Below are 19,909 nucleotides of genomic sequence, written 5' to 3'. Positions count from 1 at the left end.
GTCAGAACGTATCTTCAGCGTACGTTCTGACTTTTTGTTATTTTTTTGCTTCTTGAAGAATATTGATTTTTTCAATTTTAACATCAGTTTTTGGTTTATCGTTGGCACCAACTTCGACTTTGGCAATTTTATCGACAATATCCATTCCTTTGGTTACTTGACCGAAAACAGTATGTTTTTTATCAAGAGAAGGATAGCCGCCTTTTTTGTAAGCATCAATGATTGCTTTTGGATAATCATCATATAAAAGACCATCAGATTGATCATCTGTATTTTGGACAATAAAGAACTGACTGCCGTTAGTATTAGGTCCTGCATTCGCCATTGATAACGCGCCACGAATGTTATATAACTGGTTTGAAAATTCATCTTCAAATGGTTTATTCCAGATGCTGTTTCCGCCAGTTCCATCACCGCTAGGATCGCCACCTTGGATCATAAAGTTATTGATGACGCGGTGGAAAGTCAAGCCATCATAATAGCCATCTTTGGCATGTTTCATAAAGTTCTCGACAGTTTTTGGAGCCTGTTTAGGAAATAGTTTGATTTCAATATTTCCCATTGAAGTAACCATTTGGACTAAGTCTTGATCTTCGGCAACTTTGTCATCTAGTTGTGGTAAATCTAGTGAATTTAAGTCGACCGAATCCTTTGTTTTGCTTTCACTGGATTTAGCGACAGAATCACTCGTTGCGGTCGTGCCTTTATTATTGGTTGTGTTACAGCCTGCTAAAAGCAAGGTGAATGCTGCAACTGAAGCAACAGCAAGTATTTTCTTATGTTTCATCTGTTTTCCTCTTCCTTTCACACTGACAATTAGGTTCTTTTTTATCATAACAAAAGAGAAGATAACAAACCAGTGGAATTTTTATAAGATTTCCTATAGGAAAGGTGTAGACCACTTTTGTTTTTTTTGTTACAATGTAAGCAGATACATTATTATGTTTTACAATTTAGGAGGCAATCACATGGGAAAATTAGGTATTTCAATTTATCCAGAACGTTCAACATTTGAAAAGGACAAAGCATATTTGGATTTGGCTCATAAATACGGCTTTAAGCGTGTCTTTACTAGTTTATTGCAAATCAATGATGATCGGGAAAAGGTATTAGCAGAGTTTAAAAAAGTCGTAGATTACGCCAACCAATTAGGTATGGAAGTGATGGTCGATATTAATCCTGCATTGTTCGAACAATTAGGCATCTCTTATGATGATTTATCATTTTTCCATGATATGGGCGCTTACGGTATTCGTTTAGATCTTGGTTTTACTGGGCAAGAAGAGGCGAATATGACAAGAAACCCTTATGGCATTAAAATTGAAATTAATATGAGTTCAGGGACAAGTTATGTAGATAATATTATGGCCTACTCACCAAACACAGAAAATTTACTAGGCTCACATAATTTCTATCCACATCGTTATACAGGCTTAGGCTATGAGCATTTTGTTTATTGTTCAGAAAAATTTAGAAAATATAATTTAAATACGATGGCGTTTGTGAACTCACACGATGCTACATTTGGACCATGGCCGACACAAGATGGGTTATGTTCTTTGGAAGACCACCGCGATTTAGAAATTGCAACGCAAGTTAAGCATTTAGTTTTAACAGGATTAATTGATGATATTTCTGTCGGAAATGCTTATGCCTCAGAAGCAGAATTAGCAGCAATGGCAGAAGCCTTTCATGCACCGTATCCTTCGATCAAAGTGGATACAGAACCAGAAATCACAGAAGATGAAAGAATTGCATTGTTCGATAACTTACACAGTTATCGTGGAGATCGTTCTGATTACGTTTTGCGTTCAACAATGACACGTGTTTACTATAAAGATCGTCCTTTCCCAGCTCATACAACGAGAGATATTGTTCGAGGCGATGTCTTGATTGACAACGTTGGCTATGGACAATACAAAGGGGAAACACAAATTGCTTTAAAAGAAATGAAAAATGATGGCCGTGTAAATGTGGTTGGTCGTATTTCTGATGACGAACGTTTCTTATTAGAATTTTTGAAACCATGGTCAAGTTTTAAACTTATTGAAAATAAATAATTTTTAGTTTCCTATAAATAGATAAGTGGAGCATAGCGTAAAAGGTAACATTTTTGTGCTATGCTTTTTTTGTCGCAACAAAATTGTCTCATTGTAGTGGTAAAGAAAGATGGCTGAATCTTTGAATGGTAGTTGTCAAAAAAAGGGCGACAACTTATAATGAATCATACAGTTTAAATAAAAGGAGTACGTAGATGAATCGATGGTTAAAAATTTTGATTGCGCTTATTGTAGTAATTGCAATTGGTTTAATTGCGGCAGGCTTATATTTTTATAATTATGCAGTAGTTCCAGGAAAGAAAGACTTTATAAATGAGAATACCCCAGGGTCAAAAGTGGTCCAGACACCTGAAGGCGCGTGGTTTAAAGATGACAAAAATCGACAAGAATGGTCAATTACTTCGGAAGATGGGCTACGTCTAAAGGCCATTTATTTACCAGCCGACAAAAAAAGTAATCGTACCGTTATTATGGCGCATGGTTATATGGGTTCGGCAGAAACGATGTCTGTCTTTGCGAAAATGTATCATGATTGGGGATACAATGTGTTAGCGCCAGATGCGCGTGGTCACGGGAAAAGTCAAGGAGATTATATTGGGTTCGGCTGGCCCGATCGTAAAGATTATGTCCAATGGATTGAGAAAGTTTTAACCGAAAATGGTCAGCAAGAACAAATCACTTTATACGGTGTCAGTATGGGTGCTGCTACAGTCATGATGACGAGCGGGGAAAAATTACCAGATAACGTGAAAGCCATTGTGGAAGATTGTGGCTATTCTACAGTCAATCAGGAGTTGCAATATCAATTGAAAGAGCTTTTCAATTTACCAAGTTTCCCATTAGTTAATGTTACTAGCGGGATTACGAAACTTAGAGCTGGCTATTTCTTTGGGGAAGCAAGTGCTGTTAAGCAATTGCAAAAGAATCATTTACCAGTGCTCTTTATTCATGGTGAAAATGATACGTTTGTGCCGTTTAGTATGTTAGACGAAGTTTATAATGCAACCCAAGGACCTAAAGAGAAATATGTCGTGCCTGGAGCAGAGCATGCGAAAGCTTATAATAAAAACCCAGAAAAATATAAGGAAACAGTAGCTGCTTTTCTAGATAAATATATAAAATAACAAATTTATTCTTTACTAATAGTAGCAACAACAAAAGACTTGTTCTTAAGTTAACGACTTAGTGAACAAGTCTTTTGTTGTCAGTTGATTTTTTTTAATAAGTTGGAATTTACCCATGCAATCTAGGGCATAATCTGATAGGATAGTACTAGAAATGAGGGAAGGATAATGGAAGAACAATTAGTCGATTATTTACACTATTTACAAATAGAGCGGGGCTTATCAAATAACACACGACGGAGTTACGAACGAGATTTAAAAAAATACGTAGCCTTTTTACAAGAACAAGGCCTGCATTCTTGGGACGAAGTTGACCGTTACATGATTACAGAATTTTTGCAATCCCTTCACGAAGAACAGCAAGCTTCAGCAAGTGTGATTCGGATGATTTCTAGTTTGAGAGGATTTCATCAATTTTTACGTCAAGAACGCTTAAGCGAACATAATCCGATGCAACATATTGACTCCCCCAAGAAAGTTCAAAAATTGCCAAGTACATTATCTGTTGACGAAGTGACTCGATTAATTGAAACGCCTGATACAAGTAAACCACTAGGTATGCGGAATCGTGCTATTTTAGAAGTGATGTATGCAACGGGCCTGCGAGTTAGTGAGCTAATTGAAATAAAATTAGGGGATCTGCATTTATCCATTGGTTTATTGCAAACAATCGGAAAAGGGGACAAAGAACGAATTATTCCTTTAGGCGATTATGCGATTCAATGGATTGAGCGCTATATGAACGAAGCCAGACCTCAATTGATTAAAAATCATCCGAATGAAACACACCTGTTCGTTAATCATCATGGCGAACCGTTATCTAGACAGGGCATTTGGAAAAATTTAAAACAGATTGTCCGAGAAGCCCAGATAGAGAAAAATATTACGCCGCATACATTACGGCATAGTTTTGCGACACATTTGTTGGAAAATGGCGCAGACCTTAGAATCGTTCAAGAATTATTAGGACATGCAGATATCTCCACGACACAAATTTATACACATATTACCAAACAACGAATGGCAGATGTTTATAAGGAACATTTTCCTCGGGCTTAATTTGCGAGAATGCCCACAAACGAATAAATTTATGGTAAACTAGGAAGTCGAGAAAAGAAAGTAGGTGTCGTTTTTGCAAGAAATTAATTTAAAACTAGATGTCTTTGAAGGACCACTGGATCTTCTACTACATTTAATTCAAAAATTAGAAATCGATATCTATGACATTCCCATTACAGCAGTAACTGAACAATACATGTCTTATATTCATGCGATGCAAACCTTAGAGTTAGAAGTCGCTGGAGAATATCTAGTCATGGCTGCCACCTTAATGGCTATTAAAAGTCAGATGTTGCTTCCAAAACAAGAGCTTGAAATCATTGATGATGAAGATTTTTTTGAAGAGGAAGACCCACGGGAAGCTTTAGTAGCTCAGTTATTGGAGTATCGGAAATTTAAATATGCAGCGACTGTTTTACATGAAAAAGAAGAAGAACGTAAACTCTATTATACAAAAGAACCAATGGATATGGATGATTATAAAGAGGAAGATACAACACTACCGCCTAATCAAATTAATACAATTGATTTATTTCTAGCCTTTCATGCCATGTTAGAAAAGAAAAAAAATCGCCAGCCTGTTGAAACAACTGTTGCTAGTGACGATGTTTCCATCGAAGAAAAAATCACCGCTATTTCAGAACGTATGCGTCAAGTACAGAAAGGGAAGGCAGTGTCGTTTGATTCTTTCTTCGATTCTTATTCCAAACAAGAAATTGTGACAACGTTCATGGCTCTTTTAGAATTAATGAAAACAGGCGTGATTTATGCTGAACAAGAAAATAATTATAGTGAAATTTTGTTATTTAATACAGAAACCCAGCAGGAAGATACAACAGAGGTGGAGGAAACACAGTGACATTAGTTAGTCAAATTGAAGCAATTTTATTTGTGGTTGGCGAAGAAGGAATTGGCTTGGAAGAGCTTGCGTACTTATTAGAGAAGTCAACAGCAAAAACCTATGAAGAATTAACGAAATTGAAAGAACATTATGCTTCTGACAATAAATCGGCGTTGAATATTTTAGAAGTCGGCAATCATTTTGTCTTAACAACGAAGAAAAAATATGCCTCATTACTAAAAAAATATGCGCAATCGCCTATGTCAAACGCCTTATCACAAGCGGCGCTAGAAACATTATCCATTATTGCTTATAAGCAACCAATTTCGCGTATTGAAATTGATGAAATTCGTGGCGTACAGACTTCTGGCTCTATCCAAAAGTTAGTTGCCCGTCAGTTGATAGAAGAAAAAGGCCGCGTCGATGGTCCTGGTAGAGCAATTTTGTATGGCACAACGAAGTATTTTATGGATTACTTTGGGTTGAAAAGTTTAGATGAATTACCAGATATCCAACAAATGGAAGATGAATTAGAAGAAGAACTACCAATGGATCTATTTTTTGATCGTTATCAAGAAACGAACCCAATGTCTGAAACAACAGAAGGCGAGGAAGCTTAAACAATGGAAAGATTACAAAAAGCAATTGCTCATGCTGGGGTGACTTCGCGTCGCAAAGCAGAGGAATTAATTGTCAAAGGTCGCGTAAAAGTCAACGGCCAAGTGGTCAAAGAATTAGGAACACAAGTAAGTAAACAAGATACCGTTGAAGTTGATGGTGTACCAATTTATCAAGAAGAATATGGTTATTATTTATTCTATAAACCAAGAGGGGTTATTTCTGCGGTGTCTGACGATAAAGGCCGTAAAGTAGTAACGGATTATTTTACAGATGTTACTGAGCGAATTTATCCAGTCGGTCGTCTGGATTATGATACTTCTGGGTTGTTACTTTTAACGAATGATGGAAGTTTTTCACAAAAATTAACCCATCCTAAACATGAAGTAGATAAAGTCTACGTAGCAAAAATTAAAGGTGTACCAACTAAACGAGATCTATTGCCATTAGCCAAAGGCATTCGCATTGATGGCAAACGCACAGCACCAGCCAATTTTCAAATTCTTTCAGCGGATATTAAAACAGGTAGCAGTGTCGTGGAATTAACGATTCATGAAGGACGTAATCATCAAGTGAAGAAAATGTTTCAAGCTGTTGGTTTCCCTGTTCAAAAATTAAAACGTGAACGTTATGGTGAGTTGACCTTACAAGGTTTGCGACCAGGGCAATATCGTGATTTAACTAAAAAAGAAATCAGTCAATTATTAAATCAAGCTAAATAAGATAAAATGACTCGATCTCTTCGCGCTTATGGCGAAGGGATTGTTTTTTTTTGAGAAATGAAACAATCAATGAAATTTAATAAAAAAGCTTAGTTAGTTGCATTCATTGTTCAAATCGGTTACACTAAGTAAGTAAAAAAATATAATACAAGGTTCGTCTTCAGGGGCAGGGTGTAATTCCCGACCGGTGGTTATAGTCCACGACTCGTTTTTAACGATTGAATTGGTGTAATTCCAATACCGACAGTATAGTCTGGATAAAGAAGATAGGGCTTATTTGAGACGCTTTTTCATCAGATAATCCTACTCTATTTTTCCCTGCAGAAAAATAGGGTTTTTTTGTATGACAAAGAAGCGAATCAAAAAGTTCGTTGAAGATGGGTCCTTAATTGGAGGATTTCAGATGAACAACAAGGTACAAAAAATGGTCAGCATTGCAATGTTGGCTGCAATCGGTACAGTATTACAATTTGTGGCATTTCCGATTATGCCGGCGTTTAGTTTTTTGAAAATCGATTTTAGTGATATTCCGATTCTACTCGGAATGTTCTTGTACGGACCGTTAGCAGGAATAATTACTGCTTTTGTTCGTTCGTTGCTACACCTGTTCTTAACCGGACTAGCACCGCAAAATATGGTGGGAGATTTCGCTAGCTTTTTAGCAAGTAGTATCTTCACCTTGCCAATTTTTTATTTCTTTGGTAAAAAGAAAAATATCCGTACAAATCGGATAGTGGGCTTAGTAAGTGGGATCTTAGCCTTGACAATTTTCATGAGTATTGCGAATTATTTTGTCATTACACCCATTTACTTACAATTATATGGTGTGACCACACAACAATTTTTAGGAACATCTTTAGCAAGCTATGTGGCGATTGGTATTGTGCCATTCAACCTTATTAAAGGCCTCTTAGTCAGTGGTGTTTTTCTAGTACTACATGCGAAGTTATTGCCATGGCTATCAAAAAAACAACATACTATTCAGAAAAAAACACCGTTAACAAAATAAATGATAAAAAACCTGCTGTTGAACAATGTTTGACAGTGGGTTTTTAAAATTTACGCCTAAAAGAAAAGAGGTTGTCATAATCTGTCATCATTCTGTTAAAAAATACTAAACCATCTGCATTGTAATTTTAACTTTCCCTTGGTATGATAGAAATCATCAAAGAAAGAGGAGTTTTCCTGAGTGAAAAAGTGTAAAAATTGTCGTCACGTGAATCGTGATACGGAGTCCTTTTGTGAAGAATGCGGCGCTCCGCTAATGAATGAATCAATGCATCAAGAGGAAAACCAAGCGCAACCATCAATGAATAAAGGGAACGAATCTACTCCTCTCAGATCAAAAAGAAGCTGGATCTGGGTGTTTCTTTTTGTGTTCATCGTTCTTGGAGCAGGTAGCTATTTTCTCGGGACGCATTATTTTTCTAAGGAACAACAAATTTCTCATTTTATTGAAGCGATTGAGAATGGTGATGCCCAAGAATTAAGTAAAAAAATGAGGACGAACGAGTCTGAATTTCAAGTGAATCCGCAAAGCATTAAGCCCTTAATCACTTATTATCAAAAAAATCCAACTGAGCTAAAAAAATTAGAAAAAGCGCTATTAAAGGATAAAAAGCTACATGGTTTAACTATTCGTGAAACAAGTCAAACAGCATTTTTCTTTCACCGTTATCAATTCATTTTAACGCCTGTTTCTGTTCAGTTAACGACGAATCAGCGCGGTGTGACGCTAGCAATGAACGGGCGGGAAGTGGGCACTTCCGACTCAACCACTTATCAAAAGGAATTGGGACCCTTAGCGCCAGGACAATATACCTTTACAGCCACAGTGAAAGATAGCACCGGCGAACCTGTTATCACAGAAGAGTATCGTTTATTAGAAGAGGAAAATTATATTTCTAGTATTCCTTTAGATTTTAAACGAATGAATTTTGTTGTGGAGAGCAATCTGCCAGACGCAGATATTTATATTAATGATCGGAAAGTTGGTACGCTAACGAATGGAAGCAAAACGATTGGCCCTTTGTTCTGGTCCAAAGGGATGACGATTCAACTTAAAAAGACGATTAATGGAGAAGAAATTCAAACATCAAAAGAAACGATTGGTGAAAATGATTTTGTCGAAGCGCTCTCCGATAATCCAACGCTACAATTGAATTTTCCGTTAGCTAGCGACTATGATGCCCGCAAAGCGCTAGAAACCTTTTATCAAGCATTTGCCAAACAAGTGAAAAGTCATACGGATAGTACAGAATTTGCTAAAAAATATCTCGTTGGTGGGGAAAATAATCCTCAATTTCCTTCTTTTATAGAAGCACTTGAACGATTACGTGAAAAGAAATCGACCGATGTTTCACCAGATTTTGAAGTGACCATTAATACGCTACAATTGGATGGTAAAGAAAATTACCATGTCAATTATTATTTAGAAGCTAAAAATTCTAAAGCAAAAGAAAATGGTCTTCGTTATGAATGGATCAATGGCCTAAATGATCAAATTCATTTAGTCAAAGAACCGCTAAAAGAAGGACAATTACAGTTTGTTTCGATAGATGAACAAACACTTGCTTGGCTCGAAAAAATACTCTAAGCAAAAATGAGTGCTAAATTATTTAGCACTCATTTTTGCTTATTTCTATTGCACGCGTGGGACATTTGCGGTACGCTTTTAACACATTCTCGCGTTCGTTTTCTGGAATAAATTGTTGTCGAGCATGCGGCTCGTCTTTAAAAAGGACAATCCCATGATCATCATAATCAAATATATTGGGCGCATAAACTTGACAAAGTCCACAAGCAATACATTTTTCAGGAACTAAACGTGATTGCATAAACAGTGACACATCCTATCTAAAAGAGGTTTACTATGGAAGCAACTTTTATTTTAGCGTTATTATCTCATGGATACAAGGTACGTGCATCAACTTTGTATCATCTTTTAAAAGGCAAACGGACTAGCTCTGTTTTGATTTATGGTTTTTTATATGATTGTTTACGGTTCATTGGCTGGTGGCCAACGATTTCCGAACAAGCCTTTTTTCAATTTCTTGAAAAACTTTCGAAGGCGAAACAAATTCAGTATCACAAAGAGACAAATGAGATTCAACTAACAAAAGAAGGGCAACTATTTTTAAAGGAGCATCATTTTTCGTTGCTGGATTATCCTGCAATTGATCTTTATCGTTTTGGCAGAAGTGATCGAGAAAGTTGGCAACTCATTCAATTTGCCGTGCAAGTGACTTCGTATTTATCATTTGAGGAAAAACAGTATATTCCACTTTTATCAACACCGATTCCGCAACTATATTTGAAACGATGGTTACAACAAGACAAGAAAGAGCAGCGCATTCAATCAATCAAAGAAGAACTGTTGCGAGGGTTTGAGTTACTACCTGAAGCAGAAAGCGACTATTTGGTTGCGCAACTTTCTGGTTATCAGCAAACTGGCAAAGTTCCTCAGCAATTAACAAGCCATAAGACAGCTCTTGAACAGCGTTTATGGCATACGCAAGCGGTTCATCATTTACTGCAGTTGATAATGTACGGAGGAAACTATCCTGCTTTACAAACGCTTGTATGGCCGTATCTAGAAAAAAATCTAAACCAAAGTATGCAAGAAACCCAACGATTGTTAACGGAAGGCAAGACGCTTCAAGAAATTGCTGAGCAGCGAAAAATAAAACTGAGTACCATTCATGATCATCTATTAGAGTTGGCTATTCAAGGGCAGCTGCAGGCGTCTGTTTATCTTGAAAAGGAGGCAATACTCCAAAACTTGGCTCAAACAGAACAAAATCCGCGGTTGTGGGTGTATCGGGATTGGCGAGCGCAAGAAGCGACGCTTTCTTATTTAGATTTCCGCTTATATCAAATCCAACAAATTTGGCAAGAAAAGGAGTGAGTGTTGTTGACATTAGAACAAGAATTATTCACTCGATTTGGTTATGCAGCGTTTAAGCCTGGTCAAAAAGAAGTGATTACAAACTTACTTGACGGTATGAATACATTGGCTGTTTTGCCAACAGGCACTGGCAAATCATTGTGTTATCAATTTGTGGGCCAAAAGTTAGAGGGACTAACGGTAATTGTTTCTCCCTTACTTTCGTTAATGGAAGATCAGGTGCGTCAATTACAAAGACAAGGAATTAAAGGTGCGGTTGCCTTAAACAGTACGTTACAGTATTCAGAAAAGCGTTATATTTTAGCGAAAATGTTCCAATACGATTATCTGTTTTTAAGCCCAGAAATGCTTTTGCAACAAGAAGTACTTAGTGTGTTACAACGCCAAAAAATTGCATTATTTGTGGTGGATGAAGCCCATTGTGTTTATCAGTGGGGCGTCGATTTTCGCCCTGAATATAGTAAATTAGATCTGGTCCAAAAACAGCTAGACTTTCCTTTGACCTTGGCGTTAACTGCCACAGCGACACCCGTTGTACAGCACGCAATTATAAAACAATTATTTTCTCATGGTAGCTATCAAGAAGTTCTTTCTTCAGTGAATCGAAAAAATATTGGCTTGTTCGTGAAGGAAACGTCAGAAAAAGAAGAAGTATTACTAGATTACTTATCTAAAACGGCTGGTAAAATCATTATCTATTGCGCCACGCGCAACAAAACAGAACAAATCAGTCAACTTATTCAGGCGAAAACCAGTTTTAAGGTAGCCTATTATCATGGGGGCTTGGAGGCTAGTGAACGTAGTCGCTTGCAAGAACAATTTATTGATAATCAAATCGATATTCTTTGTGCAACGAATGCTTTTGGGATGGGAATCGACAAACCTGATGTTCGTGGAGTGATTCATTTTGATTTGCCTGATAGCTTAGAAAATTACCTGCAAGAAATCGGGCGAGCTGGACGTGATAGTCAAAAAAGTTGGGCGCTATTATTGTATAAAAAAGGGGATGAATTTATTCATCGGTTTTTCTTAGAAGAGACAAGAGCGAATCGAGCGACCTTAAAATCGCTGATTGAAGGAGAAGAACAAGCATGTTTGTTAGAAAATGCCACCGAGTTACAACAAAAATGGGTTCAAGGCTATTTAGCCAAGGATTATTCTTTTGAAGAGCTAGAGCATCGTTTAGAGGAGAAAGAAAAAGATCGTCAAGCGCAATTAAGAGGGATGCTGACGTATATTGAAACCACAACCTGTCGAAGAACGTTGATTCAAACCTATTTTCAAGAACCGATTGTCAAACAATCACTGGAAACTTGTTGTGATAATTGTGCGTTATTCTTTGACATTTACCAAGATTCAATAGTAAAATCGAACAAGACCAGCAATCAAAATGAAGAAGATTGGCGTTCTAAATTTCTAAAATTATTTAAAGAACGTGATTAATTCATTTTTTTAGTCGGCAGTTGGCAAAAGCTATGATATAATAACAAGCGAGAGAAGTTTAGGAGGAAATTAGCAGTGAGTAAAAAGGACAAAAAGAAAAACCAAGCTCGTGAGCCATGGGAACAATCAATTTATGAACCTGATCAAAATGGTGGTGGTTCTCGTTTAGCAAAACGCCAACAGCAACGAGGAAATTCATTATTTCTAACTGTTTTAGTTATTTTGCTATTATTAATTATTGCCATTCCAATTGGGACTTTCTTATGGATGATGCAAGACAAGAAACCGAACGAAAGTGCTAGCAAAAATAGCCAGCCATCTTCTTCATTAGTCCAATCATCATCAAAAGAGAAGAAAAAAGAAAGTACGTCAAAATCAGTGGAAAGCTCAGAACCAGCAAGCAGCCAACCAGCTGAAAATACAACACCTTCAAGTTCAGATGCTGCTGCACAGCAACAACAGGACCAACAAGCACAACAACAACAGCAACAACAAGAGCAGCAACAACAAGAAGCTCAAAATCAACAACAGCAACAAGCGCAGAACCAACAACCTGTTTATGATACCGTTCAAAGTGGCGAAGGGGCGCGTCAAGTTGCCGAACGTAACGGAATGACATTAGAACAAATTTTAGCGTTAAATCCTGGGATTGATACATCTGTGTTTTATCCAGGACAACCATTACGTATTAAATAATCCAGAAAAAGAGGTTTGGACAGCACTTTCAAGGGCTAAACCGCGACGGATGATTACATGAGAATGCCAATAAGCAGAAATTTCCGAAAGATGTTTTGCGTCTTTCGAGGGATTTCGGCTTATTGCTTTTTCGTTAGAAGCTCGTCATCAGTTTAAATCCAAGTTCTTTTCTTCTGATTTTAATATAAAAGAAGAAGCGCATTTTAAAGGATGCATATCAGTTAAGGAGTTTTTTCATGGGGAAAATCAGTATTGCTATTGACGGACCAGCTTCGTCAGGCAAAAGTACAGTTGCAAAAATTTTAGCAAAACAATTGAATTATGTGTATTGTGACACGGGTGCCATGTACCGAGCGATTACGTATCTGGCCTTGCAAAATCAAATCGACATTCAAGCGGAAGAACCATTAGTAGCGCTTTGTGTCAACCACACTATTTCTTTTCAGCAAGCAGAGAATGGCCAACGTGTTTTTATCGACGGTCATGAAGTGACCGAAGCGATTCGCCAGCCAGATGTAACGAATGCTGTTTCAGCTGTTTCAAAACATGCAAAAGTTAGAGAAGAAATGGTGGCGTTACAACAGAAAATTGGTCAAGCCGGCGGAGTTGTCATGGATGGTCGAGATATTGGTACTGCAGTTCTACCAAAGGCTGAAGTAAAGATATTCTTGGTGGCTAGCGTTGAAGAACGTGCAGAACGTCGTTTTAAAGAAAATCAAGAAAAAGGGATTGAGACGGATTTTGAAACCTTGAAGGCGGAGATTGAACGTCGGGATTATTTAGATTCAACCAGAGAAGTATCACCCCTTGTCCAAGCAAGTGATGCTGTGAAAATCGATACAACAGGGTTGACGATTGAAGAAGTCGTCGCCGCCATACAAAATGTGATTAAACAAAAAGGTTTTGAACTTTTTTAAAGAATTTTAAGAAAAATAGAAGAAATCGCTTTATTTTTTTACAAAAATCTCGTACTATGTAAGTATATATAGCTAAGTTTTGGAATTTTTGTTGGCATAGGAGGATAAGAGGCATGACAGATTTTGAAGACAAACAAGTAGCAAACAACGAAACAATGGAAGATGCAATGAACAGCGTTCAAGAAGTCAGTGTTGGCGATATTGTTAAAGGCGAAGTTTTAGCCATTGAAGACAAACAAGTTGTTGTCGGCATTGAAGGAGCGGGCGTTGAAGGCGTTGTTCCTGCAAAGGAATTATCGACTTTACCAGTTGAAGATGTACACGAACTTGTGAAAGTCGGTGATGTGTTAGATTTAGTTGTTATCACATCAATTGGCAAAGATAAAGAAAACGGCAGTTATTTACTGTCAAAACGCCGTTTAGATGCTAAAAAAGTTTGGGAAGAAATTGAACAAGATTTCCAAGCGGGCAAAGTAATCGAAGCACCTGTTACAAATGTTGTTAAAGGTGGTTTGGTTGTTGATGTCGGTGTTCGCGGATTTGTTCCTGCCTCAATGGTTGAAGATCATTTTGTTGCAGATTTTTCTGAATATAAAGGTCAAACACTAGCATTTAAAATTATTGAAATCGAACCTTCAGAAAACCGCTTAATTCTTTCACATAAAGCAGTTGTTGAAGCTGAAAAAGAATCGAAAAAAGAAGAATTACTTTCTTCTTTACATGACGGAGACGTTGTTGAAGGGAAAGTAGCTCGTTTAACAGATTTCGGCGCATTCATTGATTTAGGTGGCGTGGATGGTTTAGTTCATGTTTCTGAAATTGCTCATCAGCATGTGGGCAAACCAAGTGATGCGTTAACTGTTGGCGAAGACGTTCAAGTAAAAATTCTTTCAATTAATCCAGAAGAAGGACGTATTTCTTTATCTATTAAAGAAACATTGCCTGGACCATGGACAGATATCGAAACAAAAGCAGCCGCTGGGACTGTTTTAGATGGCACAGTAAAACGCCTAACAAGCTTCGGTGCCTTTGTGGAAGTTTTCCCTGGTGTGGAAGGATTAGTGCATATTTCTCAAATTTCTCACAAGCACATTGCAACGCCTCATGAAGTCCTTCATGAAGGGGATCAAGTACAAGTGAAAGTTTTAGAAGTTAATCCAGAGGAACATCGTATTGCTTTAAGTATCAAAGCGTTAGAACCAAAACCTGAGTCTCAAGAAGAACCAAAAGAAGAACAGGAATATGAATTGCCTGAAGAAAATACTGGCTTTACCATGGGCGATATTTTAGGTGACGCTTTATCTGATGCGAAAGAAGAGGAATAACACGTTACTTTCTTGAAATTTATGAGTTTGACATAGCCGTAAACAGATCGGCTATGTCAAACTCATTTTTTCTTGAATTGGTTAGAAAATCAGCAGAAACTAAAACTTTTCTTGCACTTTAAGGTTTGATTAGGTAAACTAGTAAGGATTGAAATTCTCAAGGAGGGAATCAAATGGCAAATCCAACTATTGCGATTGTCGGTAGACCGAATGTCGGTAAATCGACTATTTTTAACCGCATTGCCGGTGAGCGTATCTCGATTGTAGAAGATACTCCTGGCGTAACACGCGACCGTATTTATACAACTGGAGAATGGTTAGGGCGTGAATTTAGTATTATTGATACCGGTGGGATTGATTTAGGTGACGAACCATTTATGGACCAAATCAAACACCAAGCAGAAATTGCGATTGATGAAGCAGATGTGATTATCTTTGTTGCTAGTGGCCGTGAAGGAATTACTGATGCAGATGAGTTAGTAGCAAAAATTTTATATCGTAGTAATAAACCAGTGATCTTAGCTGTTAATAAAGTTGACAATCCTGAAATGCGTAATGATATTTATGAATTTTATGCTTTAGGACTAGGGGATCCTTTCCCAGTTTCTGGTAGTCATGGTTTAGGCATTGGCGATGTGTTAGACGAAGCAGTTAAACATTTTCCTAACACTTCAGAAGAAGAGGACGAAGATACAATTAAATTTAGTTTAATCGGGCGTCCAAATGTCGGTAAATCATCATTGATTAATGCTATTCTTGGTGAAGATCGCGTGATTGTTTCAGATATTGAAGGAACAACGCGAGATGCAATCGATACGTATTTTGAATCTGAAGAAGGTCAAAAGTTCTTAATGATTGATACGGCTGGTATGCGTAAACGTGGGAAAGTATACGAATCAACTGAAAAATATAGCGTCATGCGCGCAATGCGGGCGATTGAACGCTCAGACATTGTTTTAATGGTCTTGAATGCAGAAGAAGGTATTCGTGAGCAAGACAAGCGTGTGGCGGGCTATGCCCATGAAGCAGGTCGCGGTATTATTATCGTGGTCAACAAATGGGATACAGTCAAAAAAGATACAAATACAATGCGTGATTTTGAAGCGGAAATTCGTGATGAATTCCAATATTTAGATTATGCACCTATTATTTTTGTGTCTGCATTAACCAAACAACGTTTAAATAAACTGCCTGAACTAATTGAAACAGTTAGTATGAATCAAAACTTACGGATTCCTTCAGCGTTGTTAAATGACGTTATAATGGATGCTGTAGCAATTAATCCGACACCAACCGATAAAGGAAAACGTTTGAAGATTTTTTATGCAACACAAGTGGCAGTCAAACCACCTACATTTGTTATTTTTGTCAACGAAGAAGAACTAATGCACTTTTCTTATGCCCGGTTTTTAGAAAATCAAATCAGAAAAGCATTTACGTTTGAGGGCACGCCGATTAAAATCATTCCGCGACGCCGAAAATAGTGCATTCTACCATACTTTTTTTAGATATTCAAATAAATTTATCAACTTTGAGAAAAAATGATTATTTTTTGAAAAAACTGGTTAAAATACACTAAAAACCTTGCTATTACAACTTTCTTATGCTATCTTGTTAACAGAATATTGAACCAGATCAATATTTGCTGTCTGTTTTTGGACCACTCAAAAATAGACGGAACTTTAGGTGTGTAAAAACATCGTATCTCTTATAGAGGAGGTGAAATGATCCATGGCAAATAAAGCAGAATTAATCGAAAACGTTGCATCTTCAACTGGTTTAACTAAAAAAGATGCTACTGCAGCAGTAGACGCTGTCTTTTCAACAATTCAAGAAACTCTTGCTAAAGGTGAAAAAGTTCAATTAATCGGTTTTGGTAACTTTGAAGTTCGCGAACGCGCAGCTCGTAAAGGACGTAACCCACAAACTGGACAAGAAATTCAAATCGCTGCAAGCAAAGTACCTGCATTCAAACCAGGTAAAGCATTGAAAGATGCAGTGAAATAAGACAGACAATTAGAACCCTTGGTTTCCAAGGGTTCTTTTTTGAATCATACATAAAAAATGTTATTTTAAGAGGTGGTCGAAACAGTACGCTAAAAGGCTAAATTGTAACGAGCCTTGGGTGAGAAAAACGTGCTTCGCTCCGAGAATCAAGCGGGAACGGTTCGACACTCGCTCCTTGCTTTTTTGATAAAAAGAGAAAGATTTATGAATGAAGGACAAAAATAAGTTGTTGCCAGTAGCTGTTTTTTAGTGGTTATGCTAGACTTGGGGTGAAGGAAGAGGAAACAGTCTTAAGGTGGTGAATCAATGAAATACAACTATTCTAGAGGGGAAAACAAGGTCGCTATTATTTATGGAGAAACATTTGCTTCCGTCCTAAAAAAACGACCAGTAACGACGGAGTCAATCGTTGTTTTGGCGAATCAGCGTTACTATGATCTTTTTTCGGAGAAGATTAATTATGCCTTTGGGGAACAGTTGGGATTAAACTGGTATATTTGTCGCAATGATGTTCATTGCAATGACTTATCAGAATTAGAAAGTGTGTTACGTTTCTTAGCTGATTGGCCAGAAAATCAGGATGTTTTATTGATTGGTTTAGGTAATGAAGGGGTACTACAATTAACCGCATTTTTGCACCAAGTAAGTAAGTGTTCCTCCAAATGTTGGCTGATGCCTGTGTCTGTTCAAGCGTTACGGCAAGGACTTTTACCAAGTGTCACAATTCAGCAAGCACAGCATGCAACCATGCATATAGAAAATCATTCAGAAGAAATTTTGTTTGATAGTACCTTGACCAATAAAAAAGGTGCCGCTCCTTTAATTGATTTGCTCGTTTTTATTCGAGCGGGTCTTGTCTGTGATTATGCTTATTTACAAATGCTATACCAAACGTATCCAGATAAAAAACGGTTGAATCAAACGTCATTTAATGGTATTTTAGACGAGTTGTTATCTTTTTATGAACAAGCAGGGGAAAAAGTGGATCAATTTGGCCGAGTTTTTGAAGCGGCCTTTGCTACAACCGAAAATGGCCATTTGTTATCAGGTCCCATGAAACGATTATTGGGATTATTGTTACAAGTTTTATGGAGCCAGCAAGTCAATCACTTTGACTTTCAATTTAAAAATTTTATCGTTTGGTTTATTCGCTTAGGTTTTCCGGTGGCGTTTCCAAAAGAAATTTTAAGTGCTGATTACGCAGAACAAGTCTTGGCTCACACAGAAACACTAGGTCCTCCTATGGTGTTGGGAAAAATCGGTCAACTAGGAGCAGCTTTAAAGCCAACGCCCGATCAACTGTTAACAACGATTGAAAGATACCAAGAAATTTTAAAAGAGATTTGAGGGGAAATTATGTCATATAGTGAAAAAATGGTTCAAGCATTACAAGCTGAAAATTTAGCAGAAGCACAGTTAATGTTTGAAGAAGCATTAAAGAAAGATGATGAAAATACCTTAGCTGATTTAGGGGAAACGTTATTATCTTTAGGTTTTCTAGAAGAAGCCAAACAAATTTTCCAACAATTGTTGGAACAATTTCCCGATGCAGATGGCTTAAACATTCCATTAGCAGAAATCGCCATTGAAAATAATGAAATAGATGACGCATTCATCTATTTAGAAAAAATTCCAGAAACTAGTGACAGTTATGTCCAAAGCCTCTTAGTTACTGCGGATTTGTACCAAGTTTTAGGGATTCCAGAAGTCAGTGAAGCGAAATTAAAAGAAGCAGCCAATCTTATGCCAGAAGAGCCGTTAATTCAATTTGCTTTGGGAGAACTATACTTTACAAATGGTCAATTTGTCGAGGCTATTACTCGTTATCAAAGCATTGTAGAAAGCGGGACAGCGCAAATCTCTGCTATTTCCTTGAATGAACGCTTAGGAAGTAGTTACAGCATGTTAGGTGATTTTGAAGAAGCAGTTCCTTATTTGGAAGCCGCGGTCAAAGAAGAACAAACAGACGATCGTTTATTCCAGTTAGCTTTCACTTATTTACAGTTACATGAGAATCAAAAAGCCATTACGTTGTTCCAGCAATTAAAAACACTAAACCCACATTATCAATCACTTTATCTATATTTAGCGGAAGCGCTCCAAGAAGAAGAGCAATTAGAGGAAGCAAAAGCGGTGATCGAAGAAGGAATTGCGGAAAATCCCTTCCAAGTAGAGTTATACCAATTTGCCTCTGAAAATGCCTATCGCTTACACGATATTGCTGGTGCTGAAAACTGGTTGTTAAAAGCTTTGGAATTAGGTGAGAAAACAGATGAAAGTCGTTTGACCTTAAGTAATCTCTACCTCACGGAAGAGCGTTTTGAGGAAGTAATTACTATCTTAAATGATTTAGAGGAAACGGATCATCCTTATGCTGAATGGAATTTAGCAAAAGCGTACAACGAATTAGAAGACTTTGCCGTCGCTAAAGTTCATTATGAACAAGCAGCGCAAGAATTGTCTCACGAACCAGAATTTCTAAAAGAATACGCATTGTTCTTACGAGAAGAAGGCGAACTTGAAAAAGCAAAACACTTGTTATACCACTATTTGGAACATGAACCTGGTGATGTCGACATGCAATCTGTGCTAGCAGATATGGAAGAAAGATAGGAAACGACGATGTTTGTTAGTTTATCAGAAAAGAAAAAATTTTTAACTTGGTTAGTGAATACCGTGCCTTTTGGAAGAAGAGAAGTACTGTGGATTTTAAATTACTTATTAACGCACGATGCGATTTTAAATAATGTTCATTTTGTTGAGAACGTAGAGAAAACCGATCGGGGGATCCGTGTGGTAGCGGATGGTTTAGGTAAGGAGCCGTTATTGCTTTTTATCCAAGCACAAGAATTTACAGATCCGGAACAAATTTTTCACGAGATTCGGATGAATTGGCGGAAAGCTCTTTATTTAGAATGTGTATTTCCAGAGGCTTGGCAAACGAGCCAGTATTTATCTGTTTTAGAAGACAATCCGTTTGCGCCATGGAATGAACAAGTGGATCAGGAAGTTGCCAGAGCGATTGATCAATACTTTAAGCAAGAAGAACAAACGCAACGAATGGCATTACTTAAAGCTCAAATTGATGATGCTTTAGAAACAGGCAACAAAGAAGCGTTTTTAGAATTATCCGATGAATTAAATCGTTTGAAACAACAATAAATAAAACCCAGCATTTTCAATAAATGCT

General features: G+C 37.3%; 20 protein-coding genes and 1 riboswitch. Of the genes, 18 read left to right on the top strand and 2 right to left on the bottom strand.

Annotated elements, in window-relative coordinates:
- Positions 1–37: 37 nt before the first annotated feature.
- Positions 38–787 (bottom strand): peptidylprolyl isomerase, encoded by a 750-nt coding sequence (locus tag IGI80_RS17695; RefSeq protein ID WP_438724225.1) that lies wholly within the window; start codon positions 785–787, stop codon positions 38–40.
- Positions 788–968: 181 nt separating this feature from the next.
- Between IGI80_RS17695 and IGI80_RS17690 the strand changes: the two genes are divergently transcribed.
- The 8 genes from IGI80_RS17690 (at position 969) to IGI80_RS17655 (ending at position 9,020) form a co-directional block, all read left to right on the top strand.
- Complete coding sequence (locus IGI80_RS17690) at positions 969–2,060, top strand: DUF871 domain-containing protein (RefSeq protein ID WP_002360357.1); 1,092 nt, start codon at positions 969–971, stop codon at positions 2,058–2,060.
- 194 nt (positions 2,061–2,254) lie between these two features.
- The gene (locus IGI80_RS17685; RefSeq protein ID WP_002360356.1) at positions 2,255–3,184 is read left to right on the top strand and encodes an alpha/beta hydrolase; all 930 of its coding nucleotides are present in this window, start codon (positions 2,255–2,257) and stop codon (positions 3,182–3,184) included.
- A 168-nt stretch (positions 3,185–3,352) separates the two neighbouring features.
- Positions 3,353–4,243: a site-specific tyrosine recombinase XerD gene (gene xerD / locus IGI80_RS17680; protein ID WP_002360354.1), complete on the top strand. Its 891-nt coding sequence runs from the start codon at positions 3,353–3,355 to the stop codon at positions 4,241–4,243.
- Between the two features lie 64 nt (positions 4,244–4,307).
- The gene (locus tag IGI80_RS17675) at positions 4,308–5,102 is read left to right on the top strand and encodes a segregation/condensation protein A (protein WP_002390627.1); all 795 of its coding nucleotides are present in this window, start codon (positions 4,308–4,310) and stop codon (positions 5,100–5,102) included.
- Complete coding sequence (scpB, locus tag IGI80_RS17670) at positions 5,099–5,704, top strand: SMC-Scp complex subunit ScpB (RefSeq protein ID WP_002357625.1); 606 nt, start codon at positions 5,099–5,101, stop codon at positions 5,702–5,704. Before IGI80_RS17675 ends, scpB begins: the two co-directional genes overlap by 4 nt.
- Before the next feature lie 3 nt (positions 5,705–5,707).
- Positions 5,708–6,424 carry a pseudouridine synthase gene (locus IGI80_RS17665; RefSeq protein ID WP_002357624.1) on the top strand — a complete coding sequence of 239 codons (717 nt, stop codon included), beginning with the start codon at positions 5,708–5,710 and terminating at the stop codon, positions 6,422–6,424.
- A 152-nt stretch (positions 6,425–6,576) separates the two neighbouring features.
- Positions 6,577–6,696: riboswitch (FMN riboswitch) on the top strand.
- Positions 6,697–6,767: 71 nt separating this feature from the next.
- Entirely contained in the window at positions 6,768–7,433 is a 666-nt protein-coding gene (locus IGI80_RS17660) for an ECF transporter S component (protein ID WP_016633212.1), read from the top strand.
- Positions 7,434–7,688: 255 nt separating this feature from the next.
- On the top strand, positions 7,689–9,020 hold the full coding sequence (locus IGI80_RS17655; protein ID WP_002398998.1) for a zinc ribbon domain-containing protein: 1,332 nt from the start codon (positions 7,689–7,691) through the stop codon (positions 9,018–9,020).
- Between the two features lie 22 nt (positions 9,021–9,042).
- Here the strand turns inward: IGI80_RS17655 and IGI80_RS17650 are convergent, their stop codons facing one another.
- Positions 9,043–9,261: a ferredoxin gene (locus IGI80_RS17650; protein ID WP_002357617.1), complete on the bottom strand. Its 219-nt coding sequence runs from the start codon at positions 9,259–9,261 to the stop codon at positions 9,043–9,045.
- Between the two features lie 35 nt (positions 9,262–9,296).
- Here IGI80_RS17650 and IGI80_RS17645 point away from each other — a divergent pair, with 35 nt between their 5' ends.
- The 10 genes from IGI80_RS17645 to IGI80_RS17600 all read left to right on the top strand — a co-directional run bounded on the left by IGI80_RS17645 (position 9,297) and on the right by IGI80_RS17600 (position 19,881).
- Positions 9,297–10,331: a helix-turn-helix domain-containing protein gene (locus IGI80_RS17645; protein ID WP_281517354.1), complete on the top strand. Its 1,035-nt coding sequence runs from the start codon at positions 9,297–9,299 to the stop codon at positions 10,329–10,331.
- On the top strand, positions 10,332–11,774 hold the full coding sequence (locus IGI80_RS17640; RefSeq protein WP_438724224.1) for a RecQ family ATP-dependent DNA helicase: 1,443 nt from the start codon (positions 10,332–10,334) through the stop codon (positions 11,772–11,774). It begins immediately after the preceding gene.
- Between the two features lie 75 nt (positions 11,775–11,849).
- On the top strand, positions 11,850–12,470 hold the full coding sequence (locus IGI80_RS17635; RefSeq protein ID WP_010776316.1) for a LysM peptidoglycan-binding domain-containing protein: 621 nt from the start codon (positions 11,850–11,852) through the stop codon (positions 12,468–12,470).
- A 236-nt stretch (positions 12,471–12,706) separates the two neighbouring features.
- Complete coding sequence (gene cmk, locus IGI80_RS17630) at positions 12,707–13,387, top strand: (d)CMP kinase (protein ID WP_002357612.1); 681 nt, start codon at positions 12,707–12,709, stop codon at positions 13,385–13,387.
- A 113-nt stretch (positions 13,388–13,500) separates the two neighbouring features.
- On the top strand, positions 13,501–14,712 hold the full coding sequence (rpsA, locus tag IGI80_RS17625) for a 30S ribosomal protein S1 (RefSeq protein ID WP_002360341.1): 1,212 nt from the start codon (positions 13,501–13,503) through the stop codon (positions 14,710–14,712).
- 173 nt (positions 14,713–14,885) lie between these two features.
- Positions 14,886–16,196: a ribosome biogenesis GTPase Der gene (gene der / locus IGI80_RS17620; RefSeq protein ID WP_002360340.1), complete on the top strand. Its 1,311-nt coding sequence runs from the start codon at positions 14,886–14,888 to the stop codon at positions 16,194–16,196.
- Between the two features lie 247 nt (positions 16,197–16,443).
- Entirely contained in the window at positions 16,444–16,719 is a 276-nt protein-coding gene (locus tag IGI80_RS17615; RefSeq protein ID WP_002357604.1) for an HU family DNA-binding protein, read from the top strand.
- 306 nt (positions 16,720–17,025) lie between these two features.
- Positions 17,026–18,066 (top strand): hypothetical protein, encoded by a 1,041-nt coding sequence (locus IGI80_RS17610; RefSeq protein WP_002360338.1) that lies wholly within the window; start codon positions 17,026–17,028, stop codon positions 18,064–18,066.
- Between the two features lie 9 nt (positions 18,067–18,075).
- Positions 18,076–19,332 (top strand): tetratricopeptide repeat protein, encoded by a 1,257-nt coding sequence (locus tag IGI80_RS17605; RefSeq protein ID WP_002388106.1) that lies wholly within the window; start codon positions 18,076–18,078, stop codon positions 19,330–19,332.
- Between the two features lie 9 nt (positions 19,333–19,341).
- A complete protein-coding gene (locus tag IGI80_RS17600) occupies positions 19,342–19,881 on the top strand; it encodes a ReoY family proteolytic degradation factor (RefSeq protein WP_002360333.1) in 540 nt (179 codons plus the stop codon).
- Positions 19,882–19,909: the final 28 nt, after the last annotated feature.

Origin of the sequence: Enterococcus sp. DIV1420a, from assembly GCF_051712165.1 — a bacterium.
GTDB lineage: Bacteria > Bacillota > Bacilli > Lactobacillales > Enterococcaceae > Enterococcus > Enterococcus faecalis.
The sequence above is the reverse complement of the archived record's forward strand: the minus strand, read 5'-3'. Positions and strand labels throughout refer to the sequence as shown.

What these genes read in the sequence shown, in the direction of transcription:
- IGI80_RS17645 (WP_281517354.1), top strand. Translation starts at nt 9,297, where the DNA reads ATGGAAGCAACTTTTATTTTAGCGTTATTATCTCATGGATACAAGGTA.
- xerD (WP_002360354.1), top strand. Translation starts at nt 3,353, where the DNA reads ATGGAAGAACAATTAGTCGATTATTTACACTATTTACAAATAGAGCGG.
- IGI80_RS17695 (WP_438724225.1), bottom strand. Translation starts at nt 787, where the DNA reads ATGAAACATAAGAAAATACTTGCTGTTGCTTCAGTTGCAGCATTCACC.
- IGI80_RS17690 (WP_002360357.1), top strand. Translation starts at nt 969, where the DNA reads ATGGGAAAATTAGGTATTTCAATTTATCCAGAACGTTCAACATTTGAA.
- cmk (WP_002357612.1), top strand. Translation starts at nt 12,707, where the DNA reads ATGGGGAAAATCAGTATTGCTATTGACGGACCAGCTTCGTCAGGCAAA.
- der (WP_002360340.1), top strand. Translation starts at nt 14,886, where the DNA reads ATGGCAAATCCAACTATTGCGATTGTCGGTAGACCGAATGTCGGTAAA.
- IGI80_RS17665 (WP_002357624.1), top strand. Translation starts at nt 5,708, where the DNA reads ATGGAAAGATTACAAAAAGCAATTGCTCATGCTGGGGTGACTTCGCGT.
- IGI80_RS17660 (WP_016633212.1), top strand. Translation starts at nt 6,768, where the DNA reads ATGACAAAGAAGCGAATCAAAAAGTTCGTTGAAGATGGGTCCTTAATT.
- IGI80_RS17650 (WP_002357617.1), bottom strand. Translation starts at nt 9,261, where the DNA reads ATGCAATCACGTTTAGTTCCTGAAAAATGTATTGCTTGTGGACTTTGT.
- IGI80_RS17610 (WP_002360338.1), top strand. Translation starts at nt 17,026, where the DNA reads ATGAAATACAACTATTCTAGAGGGGAAAACAAGGTCGCTATTATTTAT.
- IGI80_RS17655 (WP_002398998.1), top strand. Translation starts at nt 7,689, where the DNA reads ATGAATGAATCAATGCATCAAGAGGAAAACCAAGCGCAACCATCAATG.
- IGI80_RS17615 (WP_002357604.1), top strand. Translation starts at nt 16,444, where the DNA reads ATGGCAAATAAAGCAGAATTAATCGAAAACGTTGCATCTTCAACTGGT.
- rpsA (WP_002360341.1), top strand. Translation starts at nt 13,501, where the DNA reads ATGACAGATTTTGAAGACAAACAAGTAGCAAACAACGAAACAATGGAA.
- IGI80_RS17685 (WP_002360356.1), top strand. Translation starts at nt 2,255, where the DNA reads ATGAATCGATGGTTAAAAATTTTGATTGCGCTTATTGTAGTAATTGCA.
- IGI80_RS17600 (WP_002360333.1), top strand. Translation starts at nt 19,342, where the DNA reads ATGTTTGTTAGTTTATCAGAAAAGAAAAAATTTTTAACTTGGTTAGTG.
- IGI80_RS17605 (WP_002388106.1), top strand. Translation starts at nt 18,076, where the DNA reads ATGTCATATAGTGAAAAAATGGTTCAAGCATTACAAGCTGAAAATTTA.